The sequence below is a fragment of the Sphingomonas swuensis genome, assembly GCF_039538045.1.
Classification (GTDB): domain Bacteria; phylum Pseudomonadota; class Alphaproteobacteria; order Sphingomonadales; family Sphingomonadaceae; genus Sphingomicrobium; species Sphingomicrobium swuense.
In genome coordinates, this window is the sequence record NZ_BAABBQ010000001.1 from 174,514 (window position 1) to 190,207 (window position 15,694).

Below are 15,694 nucleotides of genomic sequence, written 5' to 3' on the forward strand. Positions count from 1 at the left end.
TGCGGGAGAGTCGTCTCGCACGCCTTTCCTGCCCCTTCAGCAAGGACGAACCAATGAGCGAGACACTCGACCGGGACGAGGTCACCAAAGAATTTCACGACGCCGTCAACATGACCCCGGCGGCGCTCGAGAAGTGGCTGGACAGCGAGCACAGCAAGGAGGTCGGCGACAGCCATGCGCCGGGCGGCAGCGGCGGCGAGAGCACCGGGCACAAGTCGGGCCGGCGGATCGTCGAGCTCCTCCGCAAGAAGAAGGCGGACCTCAGCGACGGCGACCTCGCCCACATGCGCAAGGTCAGCGGCTATGTGCACCGCCACCTGGCGCAGAAGCCGGACGGCGACGTCAGCGAGAGCAAGTGGCGCTACTCGCTGATGAACTGGGGACACGACCCGCTCAAGAAGTAGGCGCGGGCGCCGCCATTCCGCTGCCACCCTCGACCGGCGCCTCCTCGCCCCGCGAATAGGTGCCGATGAGCAGCCCCGAGGCGAGGATCCGCCCGGCGAGCAGGTCGCGGACGTCGCCGCGGCCGGGCTTCGCCTCGTCGATCGCGGCATCGCCGGCCGGGGCGATCGCGAACAGCTGGAAGACATAGTCGTGGGCGCCGTGGCCGGTCGGCGGATCGGGCGGCAGCCAGCCCTCGGCGAGATAGCTGTTGCGGCCGACATTCCTGCCCTCGGCGCCCTTGCCGTCGGCGACGATCGCGCCCTCGGCAAGGCTGGTCGCGCTCGCATCGATCCCGACGACGAGCGCATGGACCAGCGGCCGCGGCGCGGGAGCGTCGGCATCCTCGACCACCAGGACGAGGCTGTCGGCCCCCTCGGGCACTCCGCTCCAGAACAAGGGCGGCGACAAGCCCTCGCCATCGGCGGTGAAGCGCGGCGGGAGGCGGCCGCCGGGAGCGAAGGCCGGGCTCGACAGGGTCAGCAGCCCCGCCCCGTCATGCTCGACCTTGCAGATGGTGAGGCCCTCGTGGCCGGCCCGGAGCGGACGAAGCGCCGCGCCAAGCCAATGGGGAAGTTTCTCAAGCATGAAAAGGCCAACGCGGAAGCGCCAAGAGGGATGCACCTGGCGCCGGGACGCCAGCACCGCGCCGCGCATTCGAACGGGATCGGTTGGGTTTCGCACGCCGGGCTTTACCTTGCCTACACCCCTTGCTGGCAGGAAGGAGCCATGGCCCACCGATGACCCGACCCGCTCCGCTCCCTTCCGCCGCCGCCGATCCCTTCGCCGATCGCCGCCTCCACCCGCGAGTCGCGGTGGCGCTTCCGGCCTTCCTGATCGTCGCCGGGCAGCGGCATTCGGTGCAGATCGTCGACCTTTCGGCAGGCGGCGCCAAGCTCAGGGGCGAGCTTCCGCCGATCGCCGGGACCAGGGTCGGCCTCGATTTCGGAAGCGGCCCGAGCGAGGGCAGCGCGCGCTGGCAGGACGGGCCGTTCGTCGGCCTGAGCTTCACCACCGCGCTGTCCGAGCGCGAGGTCGCGGCCCTCGCCGACCGCTCGGCCGCGCTCGTCGCCCGGATGCGCGGCTAATCCCGTCGTAAAGCGGGGGTTGTCACCCCGTGTCACCCCCCTCCCGGAGCGGCAGCGCCCGCCGCGACGCTGATCGACAGCGGCAGGTCGCCGGTCGGGCGGATGGCGGTGACGAGCCGGTCGAACGCCTCGCAATCGCGGTCCTCGGGGGTCGCGCCGCCGCCGTCGCGCTGCTCGGCCGCGCGGTCGAGCCGGCAGAGCATCGCATAGCCCAGCCGGCTGTCGAGATAATGGCGATGGCCGACCAGCTCGCCTCCTTCGTAGGTGAAGTCGAAGCTGCCCTCGAAGGCGCGCTCGAGCAGATAGTCGGCGAGCCGCTGGCGGGCGTGGACCAGCGCCGAGTCCCAGGCGGCGGCGAAGGAGGGATTGTTGCGGCGGTGGCGGTAGAGCGTGTTGCGCGAGAAACCGACCTCGGCCGCGGCGCGGTGCACCATCCCGCACTCGGCCAGCCGCTCGCAGAAGGCGGCCATCACCGCCACGGTCAGCGGGCGCGGCGGATCCTGCCCGGGCGGCTCGGCCTGCGGCGGGCACAGGCCGCGCCGCGGGGTGAGCGGATCGTCGGCATCGAAGATGGCGGCGGAGGCGGGCTCGCGATGGTCGGGTGAGTCGCTCATCCACCAGGATAAGCCACGCCAAATCCTACTAGTGAAGGGGGTGCTTTCCTCGCCGTCCGGCGCCGCTAGGATGGAGCGGGGCCCGGCGCCCCTCGCGAGGACGGAAGCGGCATGGATGCGTTCGACTATCTGGCGGTGCTGCTGTCAATCATCCTCGGGCTTGCGATCCAGCAGGTGCTGCAGGGCTATCGCGCACTGATCCTGTCGCGGGCCCGGGTCCGCTTCTACGGTCCGCCTTTGGTGTGGTCGGCCTTCATCCTGGCGATGGTCGCGCAGCATTGGTGGGCGAGCTTCGGGCTGGCCGGGCGGAGCGAGTGGAGCTTCGCCGATTTCGCCGCTTGCCTCCTCGTCACGGCGCTCATCTACATGGCGGCAGCGATCGTGCTTCCTGACGTGCGGCCTCAGGAAGAGCTCGACCTCGAGCGCCATTATTATGACGAGCGCACCGCTTTCTTCGGGCTGCTGCTGGCGGCCGTCGCCGCGAGCGTGCTGCGCGAGGTGCAGCTCGAAGGGCGGCTGCCCGAGCCGACAAACCTCGCCTTCCACGGCGTCTTCGCCGCGGTCGCGCTGGTCGGCCTCGCGACGCGCACGGGCTGGGTCCACAAATTGCTGGCAGGCGCGGTCACGGTCAGCTTCGTCGCTTATGTGTGGGCGCTATTCGGGCGACTGGGGTGAGCGAGGAAAGGACGCGCGGCGGGCTGCCGATTCTGCATTTCGCCGACCAGGCGGCGCTGGAGGTGTGGCTGGAGGCGCAGCCCGAAGAGCATAAGGGCATCTGGCTCAAGCTCGCCAAGAAGGGGCAGGGCGTCTCGTCGGTGAGCGTCCGCGAGGCGATCGACGCGGGGCTGTGCTTCGGCTGGATCGACGGGCTGATCAACCGCCTCGACGAGCGCTTCTACCTCGTCCGCTACACCCCGCGCAGGCCGCGATCGAAATGGTCCCTGGTCAACGTCGAACGCGCCGAGGCGCTGCTCGCCGAGGGGCGCGTGCGCGAGGGCGGACGCAAGCAGATCGAGGCCGCCAAGGCGGACGGCCGCTGGGACGCCGCCTACCCGCCGGCAAGCCGGATGGAAGTGCCGGAGGATCTGGTCGTGGCGCTGGAGGCGGACCCGGCGGCGAAGGCCGCATTCGGAGCGCTGAAGGGCGGCGAGCGTTATTCGGTGCTGTACCGGCTGCACCAGGTGCAGGCGGCGGAGAAGCGGAAGGCGGCGGTGGCGAAAGTGGTGATGGGCCTAAGGGGCGGGTAGCGCGAGGCCGCGCGAACCTCTCCAAGAGTGAGACCTGCGGGCAGACGGCTTAAACCGCAGAAGAAGGAGCGCATCATGGCTGAAGCTTGGTGGAACGACACGCTGATCGCCCGCAGCGACGACATCGTCACGGTCGAGGGCAACGCCTATTTTCCGCTCGATTCGGTGACACCGGGCGTGCTGACGGGCAGTGCCACGACCAGTATCTGCCCGTGGAAAGGCACCGCGCATTATCATTCGCTGTCGGCGAACGGCGCCGAGAACCGCGATGCCGCCTGGTATTATCCCGACCCCAAGCCGGCCGCGAAGGAGATTGCTGGACGGGTGGCCTTCTGGCGCGGGGTCGAGGTGCGCTGACCCGCAGTCGCTTGGCGGAAGTCGCTGTCGGCGGCGCTGCCAGAAGGCTGTGACGACGTTTATTCCCTCAGCGGAAGACGCAGCTCGCTCCCGCCCACATGTCGGTGATCCGTGCTTCGACTCCCGCTCCGTCCAGCAGGCCGTTGATCTCGCCGGAGCGGAACTCAGTCCCGAGGCTGGTCTTCGCGAAGGTCGCGACCTGGGCGTCCGTCAGTTGGGCGCGGCTGCTGCCTGGCCCGACCCCGGAAGCGGTCCCGATCTCTGGCCCACGCGGACCGGCGGAGCGACCGTCGAGGGCCCATCCCGTCAGCTTGCCGGCCTGGAAATAGAGCTTCAGCCCGTCGGGCCAGGCGGCATAGGCAAGCGGGCCGGCGCCACAGTCGGCCTGCGTGCCAGTGACCGGCGGACCACGGGAGGCGAGCAGCGCTTCGACCTCGGCGCGTGCGGTGCCGAAGGGTATCGGCCGGGCGCGGCCGGTCGCACGGTCGAACAGGCGCAGGCCCTCGCTCTCGACCGCGAGCGCCGGAGTGGCGGGCTCCGGCGTGACGATGGGTGTAGACGCCGGTCCGGTGATGTTCGAAGAGGTCGCTGTCGCCGGGCGCGAGATGGGTGAGGTCGCTGGCGGCTGGGCTGCGGGGACGTTTTCGGCGACCGGCGCGGCACCCGCGTCCGAACGGTTTTCCTCCGGGCTCTCGCGCCCGGAACAGCCCGCAAGCAGCATCGCTCCGAGGGCCAGTGTGAGCGCATTACGACTCGGCATTGCTTTGAGGGTCATCGGTTGGCTCCGCTGCGGGCCGGCGAGATGGCCCGACCCCGCAGAGGCCAACGCCTGCGCCTGGCAAAGGAGGCGCGACCGGTACGATCGGCCGCCCACCCCAAGGGATGAGCGGCCATTTCGATTAGCGCACCTGGATCCGGACCAGCGGACGGGCGGCGCGGCGGGCTACGGGGTCGTAGCGGAGGCGGACGCTGGCGACGTCGCGGCGGTTGCCGCGGAGGTCGACCGCCCGGGTACAGGTGCCGGCATTGAGAACGGCCCTGGTGTTCACGTCCTGGCGGGTGCCGTTGGCGAAGCGGATGTCGAAATCGCGCAGGCGCAGCGGCGCGTTGAGGGCGCAGACGCGGATCTCGCGCTGGCGGGTCACGCCGGGGAGGTTGACCGTGTCGCTGTCGCGGCCGTCGACGGTCGTATAGCCGATGGTTCGCCAGTTGCCCTCGTTCCAGCGCCACTGCTGGGCGGCGGCGGGAGCGGCGGCAGTGAGCGCGGCGGCGGCGCCGGCGAGGCCCAGGATCAGATGCTTGTTCATCGTTGCTCTCCTTGCATTGACTTGCAGGACGGCAACCCTGGACCCTCGCGCCGACACCTCGCCTGAACCGCCGGTTGTGGGAGCGTCAGCTTCAGTCGTGCTCGCGCCCGCCCGCGCCGATGTAGAGCTCGTTGCCGCCTTCGCGATACTTGTCGCTCATCGCGGCCATGCCCTTCTCGGCCTCCTCGACTGCGATGCTGTTCTCGAGCGGGGCGTTCTGCTTCGCCGCGAAGTCGCCGCTCGGCATAGCCTCGCGAGGTCCTGCGAGGCCTTCATCCCCCGGATGAAGGCTATTCGCTGCCCTGCCGGCAGCGAACTCTCGGACCTCCTGCGTGATCTTCATCGAGCAGAACTTGGGGCCGCACATCGAGCAGAAGTGGGCGGTCTTGGCGCCTTCGGCGGGGAGCGTCTGGTCGTGATACTGCTCGGCCGTGTCGGGATCGAGGCTGAGGTTGAACTGGTCGCGCCAGCGGAACTCGAAGCGGGCCCTCGACAGCGCGTCGTCGCGGACCTTGGCGGCGGGGTGGCCCTTGGCGAGGTCGGCGGCGTGGGCGGCGAGCTTGTAGGTGACGACCCCGACCTTGACGTCGTCGCGGTCGGGCAGGCCGAGATGCTCCTTGGGGGTGACGTAGCAGAGCATGGCGGTGCCGAACCAGCCGATCATCGCCGCGCCGATGCCGCTGGTGATGTGGTCGTAGCCGGGCGCGATGTCGGTGGTGAGCGGCCCCAATGTGTAGAAGGGCGCCTCGTCGCAGACCTCGAGCTGCTTGGTCATGTTCTCGCGGATCTTGTGCATCGGCACGTGGCCGGGGCCCTCGATCATCACCTGGCAGTCGTGCGCCCAGGCCTTCTTGGTCAGCTCGCCCAGCGTGTAGAGCTCGGCGAACTGCGCTTCGTCGTTGGCGTCGGCGATCGAGCCGGGGCGGAGGCCGTCGCCGAGGCTGAAGGCGACGTCATAGGCCTTCATGATCTCGCAGATCTCGTCGAACCGCTCGTAGAGGAAGGACTCGCGGTGATGGGCGAGGCACCATTTGGCCATGATCGAGCCGCCGCGGCTGACGATCCCGGTGACGCGCTTGGCGGTCAGGGGCACGTAGGGCAGGCGGACCCCAGCGTGGATGGTGAAATAGTCGACGCCCTGCTCGGCCTGCTCTATCAGCGTGTCGCGGAAGATGTCCCAGTTGAGGTCCTCGGCGATTCCGCCGACCTTCTCGAGCGCCTGGTAGATGGGGACGGTGCCGATCGGGACCGGCGAGTTGCGCAGGATCCACTCGCGCGTGTCGTGGATGTTGCGACCGGTCGAGAGGTCCATCACCGTGTCCGCGCCCCAGCGGGTCGCCCAGACGAGCTTGTCGACTTCCTGCGCGACGTCCGAGGCGACCGCGCTGTTGCCGATGTTGGCGTTGATCTTGACGAGGAAGTTGCGGCCGATCGCCATCGGCTCGGTTTCGGGGTGGTTGATGTTGTTGGGGATGATCGCGCGGCCGCGGGCGACCTCGTCGCGGACGAACTCGGGGGTGACGAAGGCGGGAATTTCCGCGCCGAAGCTCTCGCCGTCGCGCGGGGCGTTCAGCGCGGCTTCGCGGCCGAGGTTCTCGCGGACCGCGACATATTCCATCTCGGGCGTGATGATGCCGCGGCGGGCATAGTGCATCTGGGTGACGTTCGCGCCCGGACGCGCGCGGAGCACCTTCTTGCGGACGTTGGGGAAGGGCTGGACCCCGCCCGAGCGGTCAGGGCCGAGCTGGCCGTTGTCCTCGGGCCGGACCTCGCGCTGGGCGACTTCCTCGACGTCGCCGCGCGACCGGATCCAGTCGCGGCGGAGCTCGGGGAGGCCGGCCATGATGTCGATCCGGACATTGTCGTCGGTGTACGGGCCCGAAGGATCGTAGACGGTGACGGGCGCCTCGCCGCTCGACGGCTCGAGGTGGATCTGCCGCATCGCGACCTTCAGGGGGCCGACGTGGATCTTGCGGCTGCCGCGGATGGCGCCGGTGGTGACCTTGAGTTCAGTGCGCGCAGGGATATCGGCCATGTGATGAGTTCCTCTTCCTCCGCCGGGATCAGCCGGATCAGGTTCTCGGGTCGGAGGATGCCAGTCCTCCCTCTCAGCTCAGGCGAGCTCCCCGGGGACGCGGACGTCATAGAAAGGCGCGCGGCATTGCGCCAGCGCCAAGGGGGCGGCATCAGTCGGGACCCATGGCGCTGACCCATCTCGACCGGCTCGAGGCCGAGAGCATCCACATCCTGCGCGAGGTGGCGGCGACCGCGCGGGCGCCGGTGTTCCTCTATTCGATCGGCAAGGATTCGAGCGTCATGCTCCACCTTGCGCTCAAGGCCTTCGCGCCGGCGCCGCCGCCCTTCCCCTTCCTCCACATCGCCAGCGGGTGGGACTTCGGGGCGATGCTGGCGCACCGTGACGCCATGGCGGCGCGCCACGGGCTCGACCTCAGGGTCTGGCAGCACGCGGCGGGGCTGAGCCCGTTCGACACGCCGACCCCGGCCTATACGCGGACCATGCTGACCGAGGCGCTGCGCGACGCGCTCAGGGCGGGCGGCTACGACGCAGCGTTCGGAGGCGGGCGGCGCGACGAGGAGAAGGCGCGGGCCAAGGAGCGCATCTTCTCCTTCCGCGGGCGCGGCGGCGGGTGGGATCCCAAGCTCCAGCGGCCCGAATTGTGGAACCTCTACAATGGGCGGGTCCATGCCGGCGAGAGCCTGCGGGTCTTCCCGCTGAGCAACTGGACCGAGCGCGACGTGTGGGAATATATCGCCCGCGAGGACGTGCCGGTGGTCCCGCTCTACCTTGCCGCCGAGCGGCCGACGGTCGAGCGCGACGGCACCCTGCTGATGGTCGACGATCCCGAGGCGCTGGCACTCCGACCCGGCGAACAGGTCGTGACCCGGCGGATCCGCTTCCGCACCATGGGCTGCTGGCCGCTGACCGGTGCGATCGAAAGCGAGGCCGACACGCTCGAGACGCTGCTGGCCGAGATGGACGCGATGCGCGTCAGCGAGCGGGCGGGCCGGGTGATCGACCGCGACGAGAGCGCCTCGATGGAAGTGAAGAAGCGCGAGGGCTATTTCTGATGGACCTGCTGCGCTTCATCACCTGCGGCTCGGTCGACGACGGCAAGTCGACGCTGATCGGGCGGCTTCTGCACGACTGCGGAGCGGTCCCCGACGACCAGCTGGAGGCGCTCGCGCGCGACAGCCGGAAGGTGGGCACGCAGGGGCAGGAGATCGACTATGCGCTGCTGGTCGACGGGCTTGCGGCCGAGCGCGAGCAGGGCATCACCATCGACGTCGCCTACCGCTTTTTCTCGAGCGCGGCGCGGCGGTTCATCGTCGCCGACTGCCCGGGGCACGAGCAATATACGCGCAACATGGCGACGGGCGCCTCGACCGCCGACGCGGCGGTGCTGCTGGTCGATGCGCGCAAGGGCGTGCTGACCCAGACGAGGCGGCATGCGGCGATCTGCCGGCTGATGGGGGTCGGGAGCCTGATCCTCGCGGTCAACAAGATGGACCTCGTCGGCTGGGACCGGGCGCGGTTCGCGGCGATCGTCGCCGAGTTCGAGCGGTTCGCGGACGAGCAGGGCCTGGCCCTCGCCGCGGCGATCCCGCTGTCGGGGCTGACCGGCGCCAATGTCGCTGCCCGCGCCGCAGAGACGCCATGGCATGACGGGCCGACGCTGATCGAGGCGCTCGAGGCGGTACCCGGGAGCGACCAGGCGACCGAGGGGCCGCTTCGCTTGCCGGTTCAGTGGGTGGTTCGTCCGCACCAGGATTTCCGCGGCTTCGCCGGGCTGATCGCGGCGGGGACGGTCGAGCGCGGACAGGACGTCCGCGTGCTGCCCTCAGGACGGACCAGCCGGATCGCCGCCATATACGTCGGCGAGACCGAGGTGGTGCGGGCCGAGGCGGCGCAGTCGGTGACGGTGACGCTGACCGACGCGGTCGATTGCGGACGCGGCTCGACCATCGTCGCGCTAGCGAAGCCGCCCGAAGTGGCCGATCAGTTCGAGGCGAGCCTCGTCTGGCTGCACGAGGAGCCGCTGGTGCCGGGCCGCGGCTACTGGCTGCAGCTTGCGACGCAGACGGTCACCGCGACCGTTCAGTCGCCCAAATATGAGCTCGGGATCGACAGCGGCGAGCAGCTTGCGGCGAAGACTCTCGGGCTGAATGCGATCGGGGTCGCCGAGATCGCCACCGATCGGCCGCTGGCGTTCGAACCCTATGCGCAGAGCCGGACGATGGGCGGCTTCATCCTGATCGACAAGGCGACCAACGCGACGGTCGCGGCGGGAATGCTCCACTTCGCGCTTCGCCGCGCGCAGAACGTCCACTGGCAGGCGATCGAGATCAGCCGCGAGGCGCATGCCCGGCAGAAAGGGCAGCGGCCGTGCGTGGTCTGGCTGACCGGGCTATCGGGGTCGGGCAAGTCGACCATCGCCAACCTCGTCGAGAAGAGGCTGTTCGAGCTCGGCCGGCACAGCTTCCTGCTCGACGGGGACAATGTCCGGCACGGGCTGAGCCGCGACCTCGGCTTCACCGAGGCCGACCGGATCGAGAACGTCCGCCGGGTGGCCGAGGTCGCCAAGCTGATGGGCGACGCCGGGCTGATCGTCATCACCGCCTTCATCTCGCCCTTCCGAGCCGAGCGCGAGATGGTCCGGCGCATGCTTCCGGAGGGCGAGTTCCTCGAGGTGTTCGTCGATACGCCGATCGAGGAAGCCGAGCGGCGCGATCCCAAGGGGCTCTATGCCAAGGCGCGCGCGGGCGAGATCCGCAACTTCACCGGGATCGACAGCCCCTATGAGGCACCCGAAGCGCCCGACCTCAGGATCGACACCACGCTGATCGGAGCGGAGGCGGCGGCCGAGGAGATCGTCGCGCTGCTGATGGGTCGGGGAACGGCATCTTAAGAGTTGCGGGGGAAACTCCGCGCGCTCGTCAGCGTAAGGATGCCCATTCGATGTTCGGCCGTCGCAAGGTTCCACCGGCTCCTCCCCCGCCCCCGGCTCCTCCCCCAGGCGGGAGCGACGACGATCCCAAGCGGCAGCCCGGACACCAGGCGGTCCTTCGCCACCTGCGCGAGCAGGAAGCGACCGAGCCGCATGTCCGCGAGCAACTGGCCGGGCGAATCCTATTCGACCTTGCCTGTCGCATCGTGGCCGACCCGCGCGGGGTCAGGATCGAGACCGTGCTCGCCGTGCTCGCGTCGGTCGGCGGAAGCGAGTGCCTCGCCGCCGTCATCGAGGAAGCGCCGCCCGGGACCAAGATGGAGGAGCTCGGCCTGCTCGTGGTCGAAGCCAGAAACGGCGAGCTCTTCTTCTTCGGCGACGAGCCCAATCGCCTGCTCGCCGAGGCGCCCGATTCGCTCGTCAGCCTCGCCTTCGGAGCCGCCCAGGCGCTGGGCGCGCCCGTCACGATGGAAATGATCACCGACGAGATGCGCAAGGTCGCCGGGCTGGTCGGGTCGGACGACTATGAGCGGCTCGACCTTCCGCCCGAGCATCAGGTCGATCGCCCGAGCGAATGGGTGCGGGTGTTCGGAAAGACGATGCGCGAGGCGCTCGACCTCTACGACGTTCGCCCCAAGCGGCGCGCCGCCGCGTTCGGTTTTGCCATCCAGCGTGCCCTCGACGCATCCAAGGGGCAGATCGATCCGCTGCTCGCGGCGACGATCGTGCTCCAGTGCTCCTGCCGGTCAGCCAAGCGGCTCGCCGTCGCCCCACAATGAGGGCGCGCGATGGTGGCCGCGAAGCCACAATCGACGGACGGAGCACAATAAGCGGACCCAAAGCGGAACCCCGCCGTTGAGGCTCCGGTCAACAGGAGAAATTTGAATGCGCGCTCTTATCCTCGTCGCCGGTGCGGCGCTCAGCCTCGCGGCCTGCGGTGGCAACACCGACACCGCGAACAGCGAAGCCAATGCGATGAACATGGACAGTAACATGACCATGGACTCGAACATGATGTCGTCGGATTCCAACATGATGGCCGGCAACATGGGTGGCATGGACGGCAACATGTCGACCAACATGGCCACCGAGAACAACATGATGATGAACGACATGAACACCAACGCGCCGGACACCAATCTCGCCAACGGGATGTAATCCGGAGCCTTGATGGACTCCCTGGGACGACGTTCACGCACGTTCGTCCCGCAAGACTGGAGCGCTCGCGCCACTGTCGCGAGTGCTCCTTTTTTGCATCCAGATCGGATATACCTTCTTAACTTGTTAACCAGGCTCAGTTAACGGCGTTTCCGATAGAGGGAGTGACGACGTGCTGAGGACCATCTGCCGCGCCTTCGGGCATCGCCGCGACAAGCGCAGCGTGCGGCCGTTGATGGACGGGTGGCGCGGCGAATACCGGCGCTGCGGAGCTCCGATGATCCGGACGGCGAGCGCCAAGTGGCGCCTCGCGGCCCCGCGAACGGCGTCGCTCGACCGCTGAGCCGCTCCTAGAAGTTGTAGCCGACGCCCGCAGCGGCGAACCAGGACGAGGCGCTTCCGCGATCGGCGACCAGCGGACTGCGCTTGAAGTCGCCGAGCAGTCGCGAGTGGCGGACCAGCCCGAACAGCCCGAAGCCCTTGCGGCGCAGGTCGCCCGACAGCGCATGGCCGACGAACAGCGTGCCCGCGACATTCTTGAGCCCGCCCTTGGGGGTGTAGGTCGGCAGGCCGCTCGCCAGCGTGTCGGTCGGGGTGATGCCGAAATAGTAGCGGGCGTAGCGGTCCGAGACGATGTCGCCGCTGACCGACAGGGTGGCGAAGGTGGCGGTCGAGAGCGGGGTCGCGAAGCTGACGCTCGGGGTCATGTAGGTGCTCTGGTGGCCGCTCGCGATGTCGCTCAGCACCCGCAGGCGGAAGGTCAGCTTGTCGTAGGGATTGGTGATCTCGCGGATGCCGATGCCGCCGGCGAAACCGAATTCGATCGAGGGGTCGAGCTCGGGCAGGAGGTCGACCACGTCGTCCTTGACCTTGCCCGAGCGGCTGAGGTCGACGTTGAAGGTCGGGCCGATGTCGAAGTCGATCTTGCCGGGAAGGTCGATCGCGTCGACCGTCAGGCCGAGCCCCTCGCTCTCGATCGAGATCCCGCCGAGCCTCGCACGGACCACTCCGCCGGGGATGATCCGATAGTCGTCCGAGCCTTCGTAGTCGGGGCCGATGGCGGCCCCGATGCCGAGCTGGAGCGAATTGCGGGCACCCGGGTCCGGAGCCTCGCCGGTCTGCTGCGCGAGGGCGGGGGTCGCGGCGCAGGCGAGGAGGACGGCAAGCAGGTGGCGCATGTGATTGTTCATCCCGTTCATTACGCGCGGGAGACGAACGGGACCGCCCTTGGTTCCTAAGGCCTCAGTCGCCGGCGCCGGGCTCGGCCGAGAAGTAGGCGTCGTACTTGCCGTCCTTGCCCTTATAGTCGTCGGCGTCGGCCGGACTGTCCTTCTTGCGGGTGATGTTGGGCCACTGCGCCGAGAAGGTCGCGTTGAGCTCGAGCCATTTCTCGTTGCCGCTCTCGGTATCGGGAAGGATCGCCTCGGCCGGGCACTCGGGCTCGCAGACGCCGCAGTCGATGCACTCGTTGGGGTTGATGACGAGCATGTTGTCGCCCTCGTAGAAGCAGTCGACGGGGCACACCTCGACGCAGTCCATATATTTGCAGCGGATGCAGGCGTCGGTGACGACGTAGGTCATGGCGGCTTCTCTAATGCTCCCTGTTCGGTGTCCTGCGCTATGCCGCGCCGGGTCCCTCGTCAACGCCCACGTCCTCGTAACAGGCCCGCGCCTCGGGGGCGGGGCCGCGGCGGCCGGGCAGCGACAGCACGCGGATGACCCGGATGCTTCCCCGGAGCGGCATGGTGACGGTGCTCCCGACCCGCACGGTGTCGGAGGTCTTGAGCGCGCGGCGGCCGTCGATGCGGGTCCGGCCCTCCTCGATCAGCGCCTGGGCCTGGGTGCGCGATTTGAGGAGTCGGACGAAGAAGAGATATTTGTCGAGACGCACGACCTAGCGCTTGAGCCCGGCCAGTGCCGCGAAGGCGTTGCCCGGACGCGCCGGGGTGGGGCGGGAGCGGGTGCGCGGACGAGTCCCGCGCCAGTGCCAGGCACCGGCCGGATCGGCGCGGAAGCCGACCTCGGCCATCAGCCGGGCGAGCGCCTCGTCGGACAGGCCGAGCGAGGTGACGAGGTCGCGGTCGATCGGCTCGAGCGTCTCGCCGCCCGGGCGCTCGGCGGCTCGGGCGCGGTGGGCGAAGGCGGCGAGGCGGTCGGCGAGGTCGACCCTCAGCCAGGATTCGCCGAGCCGGCGGTAAGCGAGCGCGGCACCGTGGCGGTCGGCCTCGGCGGACAGGGTGGCGGCCCCGGGGGGCGGAAGCGCGGGCATCGGCTGGCCGGCGCGAACGGCGAGCAGGGCCGCGCGCCAGCGCTGCGCCTCGGGCTTGAGCAGCGAGGGCAGGAAGACGTCGAGCGCGCCGAGCCGGATACGCAGCTTGTGGAGCGCTGCCCGGGCGGCCCGATCGAGCTGGCCGATCGGCTCGGCGAGCGCCCGGCGCGGGGCGAGGCCTCCGGCGTCGGCGAGCATCGCGGTCAGCGCCCGCACCGGGGGGACGAGCTGCTTGTCGGTCGCGGCGGCCGAGAGGCGGGCGAGGTCGCCGAGGTGGCGGGAAATCTGGCGCTCGAGCCATCCCTCCATCCGCGCGCGCAGCTCGGCCCGGGCGGGGACCGACAGCCGGTCGAGCGAGCGGACGGTGCGAAGAGCGGGCTCGGCCAGGCTCCGACCCGGCGCGAGGCGGGCGAGGAGATGGCCGTCGGCGGCGATCCCGATCTCGCCGCCCGGCGTGGCGAGAAGGGCGAAGCGCGAGTCCTCGCCGGCGCACAGGTCGCGGGCGCGGCGGTCGAGCTCGTCGCCCAGCCTGCGCTCGGCGGCGGCGAGCAGCAGGCGCTTGTCGGCAAGGCGCGCGGCAGGATCGACGGTGAAGTCGAAGCCCGCGAGATGGCCGATCGGCTCGGGCCCGACGCTGACCTCGCCGTCGGCGGCGACAGTGACCGGGAGCGCGTCCGCACCGCGCGCGCCGATGTCGCGGACGAGGACCGCGGTTCGGCGGTCGACGAAGCGCTGGGTCAGCCGCTCGTGAAGCGCATCGGACAGGCGCGCCTCGACCTGGCGGGTGCGCTCGGCCCATTTGGCGGGATCGGCCAGCCAATCGGAGCGGTGCGCGATATAGGCCCAGCTGCGGACCCCGGCGAGGCGGTCGGCAAGCGCCTCGATGTCGCCCTGGACATTGTCGAGCCGGGTCACCTCGGCGGCGAACCAGTCCTGCGCGATATGGCCGCCGTCGACGATGTAGTTGAACACCCGGCGGACCATCCGGGCATGGTGCATCGGCCCGACCTTGCGGAAGTCGGGAAGGCCGCAGGCCGCCCACAGCCGGCGCGCCTGGACGCCGCGGCGGGCGGCGATGGCGGGATCCTCGGCCAGCGCCTTCAGCACCGCCAGATCGATGCTGAGCGGGGCCGGGCGAAGCAGCGGGTCGTCCGAGCGCGCCTCGAGGCTGCGGATCAGCGCGCCGACGTCGGTGAAGTCGAGGTTCGAGGAGCGCCAGTAGAGATGGTCGAGCGGGCGGAAGCGATGCTCCTCGATCGCGGCGATCTCCTCCTCGGTGAAGGCGGGGCCGTTGTCGCCGCCAAGGCCGAGCGTGCCGAAGCTTCCGTCGCGCTGGTGGCGACCGGCGCGGCCCGCGATCTGCGCCATCTCGGAGATGGTCAGCCGGCGGTCGCGGCGGCCGTCGAACTTCTCGAGCCCGGCGAAGGCGACATGGGCGACGTCCATGTTGAGCCCCATTCCGACCGCGTCGGTGGCGACGAGATAGTCGACCTCGCCGCGCTGGAACATCGCGACCTGGGCATTGCGGGTGGCGGGCGAAAGCGCACCCATCACCACCGCAGCGCCGCCCTTGAACCGGCGCAGCATCTCGGCGAGGCCGTAGACCTGCTCGGCCGAGAAGGCGACGATCGCCGAGCGCGGGGGAAGCCGCGACAATTTGACCGAGCCGGCGTAGCGCAGCGTCGAGAAGCGCGGCCGGGTGACGATCTCGGCCTCGGGTACCAGCGCCCGGATCATCGGCTTCAGCGTCGCCGAGCCGAGGATAAGGGTCTCCTCGCGGCCGCGGGCGCGAAGCAGCCGGTCGGTGAAGACGTGGCCGCGCTCGGGATCGGTGCCGAGCTGGGCCTCGTCGATCGCGCAGAAGGCGAAGTCGCGCTCGTTGCCCTCGGTCGCGACGGGCATGCTCTCGACCGTCGACAGCCAGTAGCGCGCGGTCGGGGGGACGATCCGTTCCTCGCCGGTAAGGAGCGCGACCGAGGCCTCGCCCTTGATCGCGACCACCCGGTCATAGACCTCGCGGGCGAGCAGGCGGAGCGGAAAGCCGATGACCCCAGACGAATGGGCGCACATCCGCTCGATCGCCAAGTGGGTCTTGCCGGTGTTGGTGGGCCCGAGGATGGCCCGAATGATGCCGTCGTTACGCGCGGCCATGACGCTCATGTTGGCAGGAACGAGCGGCGGCGCAAGAGCGGTCCGCGCGCTTCTTCGGCGGCTTAGCGGCGCGTTAACCTTGAGCGGCGATGAAG

At 69.7% G+C, this 15,694-nt stretch carries 19 protein-coding genes and 1 riboswitch; of the genes, 10 read left to right on the forward strand and 9 right to left on the reverse strand.

From position 1 onward, the window contains the following. Positions 1 to 53 precede the first annotated feature (53 nt). Positions 54 to 404 (forward strand): DUF3140 domain-containing protein, encoded by a 351-nt coding sequence (locus tag ABD727_RS00910; protein ID WP_344705510.1) that lies wholly within the window; start codon positions 54 to 56, stop codon positions 402 to 404. Here the strand turns inward: ABD727_RS00910 and ABD727_RS00915 are convergent. Further along, positions 394 to 1,029 carry a YbhB/YbcL family Raf kinase inhibitor-like protein gene (locus tag ABD727_RS00915; RefSeq protein WP_344705511.1) on the reverse strand — a complete coding sequence of 212 codons (636 nt, stop codon included), beginning with the start codon at positions 1,027 to 1,029 and terminating at the stop codon, positions 394 to 396. The genes ABD727_RS00910 and ABD727_RS00915 overlap by 11 nt on opposite strands. Before the next feature lie 152 nt (positions 1,030 to 1,181). On the opposite strand from ABD727_RS00915, the gene ABD727_RS00920 reads away from it, so the two are divergent. Then, entirely contained in the window at positions 1,182 to 1,529 is a 348-nt protein-coding gene (locus tag ABD727_RS00920; RefSeq protein ID WP_344705512.1) for a PilZ domain-containing protein, read from the forward strand. 32 nt (positions 1,530 to 1,561) lie between these two features. Here the strand turns inward: ABD727_RS00920 and ABD727_RS00925 are convergent, their stop codons facing one another. Continuing rightward, on the reverse strand, positions 1,562 to 2,143 hold the full coding sequence (locus ABD727_RS00925; RefSeq protein WP_344705514.1) for a hypothetical protein: 582 nt from the start codon (positions 2,141 to 2,143) through the stop codon (positions 1,562 to 1,564). Positions 2,144 to 2,254: 111 nt separating this feature from the next. Between ABD727_RS00925 and ABD727_RS00930 the strand changes: the two genes are divergently transcribed. The 3 genes from ABD727_RS00930 to ABD727_RS00940 all read left to right on the forward strand — a co-directional run bounded on the left by ABD727_RS00930 (position 2,255) and on the right by ABD727_RS00940 (position 3,747). Further along, positions 2,255 to 2,818 (forward strand): hypothetical protein, encoded by a 564-nt coding sequence (locus ABD727_RS00930; RefSeq protein ID WP_344705515.1) that lies wholly within the window; start codon positions 2,255 to 2,257, stop codon positions 2,816 to 2,818. Then, complete coding sequence (locus ABD727_RS00935; RefSeq protein WP_344705516.1) at positions 2,815 to 3,390, forward strand: YdeI/OmpD-associated family protein; 576 nt, start codon at positions 2,815 to 2,817, stop codon at positions 3,388 to 3,390. Before ABD727_RS00930 ends, ABD727_RS00935 begins: the two co-directional genes overlap by 4 nt. Positions 3,391 to 3,465: 75 nt before the next feature. After that, positions 3,466 to 3,747, forward strand: coding sequence for a DUF427 domain-containing protein (locus ABD727_RS00940; RefSeq protein WP_344705517.1), 282 nt, complete (start codon positions 3,466 to 3,468; stop codon positions 3,745 to 3,747). 67 nt (positions 3,748 to 3,814) lie between these two features. Here ABD727_RS00940 and ABD727_RS00945 read toward each other — a convergent pair whose 3' ends face one another. From ABD727_RS00945 to thiC, 3 genes are all read right to left on the reverse strand, one after another. Continuing rightward, positions 3,815 to 4,522 (reverse strand): hypothetical protein, encoded by a 708-nt coding sequence (locus ABD727_RS00945; protein ID WP_344705518.1) that lies wholly within the window; start codon positions 4,520 to 4,522, stop codon positions 3,815 to 3,817. Positions 4,523 to 4,646: 124 nt separating this feature from the next. Then, the gene (locus tag ABD727_RS00950; RefSeq protein ID WP_344705519.1) at positions 4,647 to 5,054 is read right to left on the reverse strand and encodes a hypothetical protein; all 408 of its coding nucleotides are present in this window, start codon (positions 5,052 to 5,054) and stop codon (positions 4,647 to 4,649) included. Positions 5,055 to 5,145: 91 nt separating this feature from the next. Further along, positions 5,146 to 7,089 (reverse strand): phosphomethylpyrimidine synthase ThiC, encoded by a 1,944-nt coding sequence (thiC, locus tag ABD727_RS00955; RefSeq protein ID WP_344705520.1) that lies wholly within the window; start codon positions 7,087 to 7,089, stop codon positions 5,146 to 5,148. Next, positions 7,086 to 7,193: riboswitch (TPP riboswitch) on the reverse strand. It overlaps the preceding gene by 4 nt. A 21-nt stretch (positions 7,194 to 7,214) precedes the next feature. On the opposite strand from thiC, the gene cysD reads away from it, so the two are divergent. The 5 genes from cysD to ABD727_RS00980 all read left to right on the forward strand — a co-directional run bounded on the left by cysD (position 7,215) and on the right by ABD727_RS00980 (position 11,522). Further along, on the forward strand, positions 7,215 to 8,144 hold the full coding sequence (cysD, locus tag ABD727_RS00960; RefSeq protein ID WP_344707996.1) for a sulfate adenylyltransferase subunit CysD: 930 nt from the start codon (positions 7,215 to 7,217) through the stop codon (positions 8,142 to 8,144). Continuing rightward, positions 8,144 to 9,982, forward strand: a complete 1,839-nt coding sequence (gene cysC, locus ABD727_RS00965; RefSeq protein WP_344705521.1) for an adenylyl-sulfate kinase — start codon at positions 8,144 to 8,146, stop codon at positions 9,980 to 9,982. Before cysD ends, cysC begins: the two co-directional genes overlap by 1 nt. Positions 9,983 to 10,032: 50 nt before the next feature. Next, a complete protein-coding gene (locus ABD727_RS00970; protein ID WP_344705522.1) occupies positions 10,033 to 10,800 on the forward strand; it encodes a hypothetical protein in 768 nt (255 codons plus the stop codon). A gap of 106 nt (positions 10,801 to 10,906) precedes the next feature. Next, a complete protein-coding gene (locus tag ABD727_RS00975; RefSeq protein WP_344705523.1) occupies positions 10,907 to 11,179 on the forward strand; it encodes a hypothetical protein in 273 nt (90 codons plus the stop codon). Positions 11,180 to 11,351: 172 nt separating this feature from the next. Then, the gene (locus tag ABD727_RS00980) at positions 11,352 to 11,522 is read left to right on the forward strand and encodes a hypothetical protein (protein WP_344705524.1); all 171 of its coding nucleotides are present in this window, start codon (positions 11,352 to 11,354) and stop codon (positions 11,520 to 11,522) included. A 7-nt stretch (positions 11,523 to 11,529) separates the two neighbouring features. On the opposite strand, the gene ABD727_RS00985 is transcribed toward ABD727_RS00980, so the two are convergent. From ABD727_RS00985 to ABD727_RS01000, 4 genes are read right to left on the reverse strand one after another with little or no spacing between them, the layout of a single operon-like run. Then, on the reverse strand, positions 11,530 to 12,369 hold the full coding sequence (locus ABD727_RS00985) for a MipA/OmpV family protein (protein WP_344705525.1): 840 nt from the start codon (positions 12,367 to 12,369) through the stop codon (positions 11,530 to 11,532). 52 nt (positions 12,370 to 12,421) lie between these two features. Continuing rightward, positions 12,422 to 12,760 carry a ferredoxin FdxA gene (gene fdxA, locus ABD727_RS00990; protein WP_344705526.1) on the reverse strand — a complete coding sequence of 113 codons (339 nt, stop codon included), beginning with the start codon at positions 12,758 to 12,760 and terminating at the stop codon, positions 12,422 to 12,424. Positions 12,761 to 12,797: 37 nt separating this feature from the next. Further along, positions 12,798 to 13,070 carry an RNA-binding S4 domain-containing protein gene (locus tag ABD727_RS00995; RefSeq protein WP_344705527.1) on the reverse strand — a complete coding sequence of 91 codons (273 nt, stop codon included), beginning with the start codon at positions 13,068 to 13,070 and terminating at the stop codon, positions 12,798 to 12,800. 3 nt (positions 13,071 to 13,073) lie between these two features. Next, positions 13,074 to 15,599, reverse strand: coding sequence for a helicase-related protein (locus tag ABD727_RS01000; protein WP_344705528.1), 2,526 nt, complete (start codon positions 15,597 to 15,599; stop codon positions 13,074 to 13,076). Positions 15,600 to 15,694: the final 95 nt, after the last annotated feature.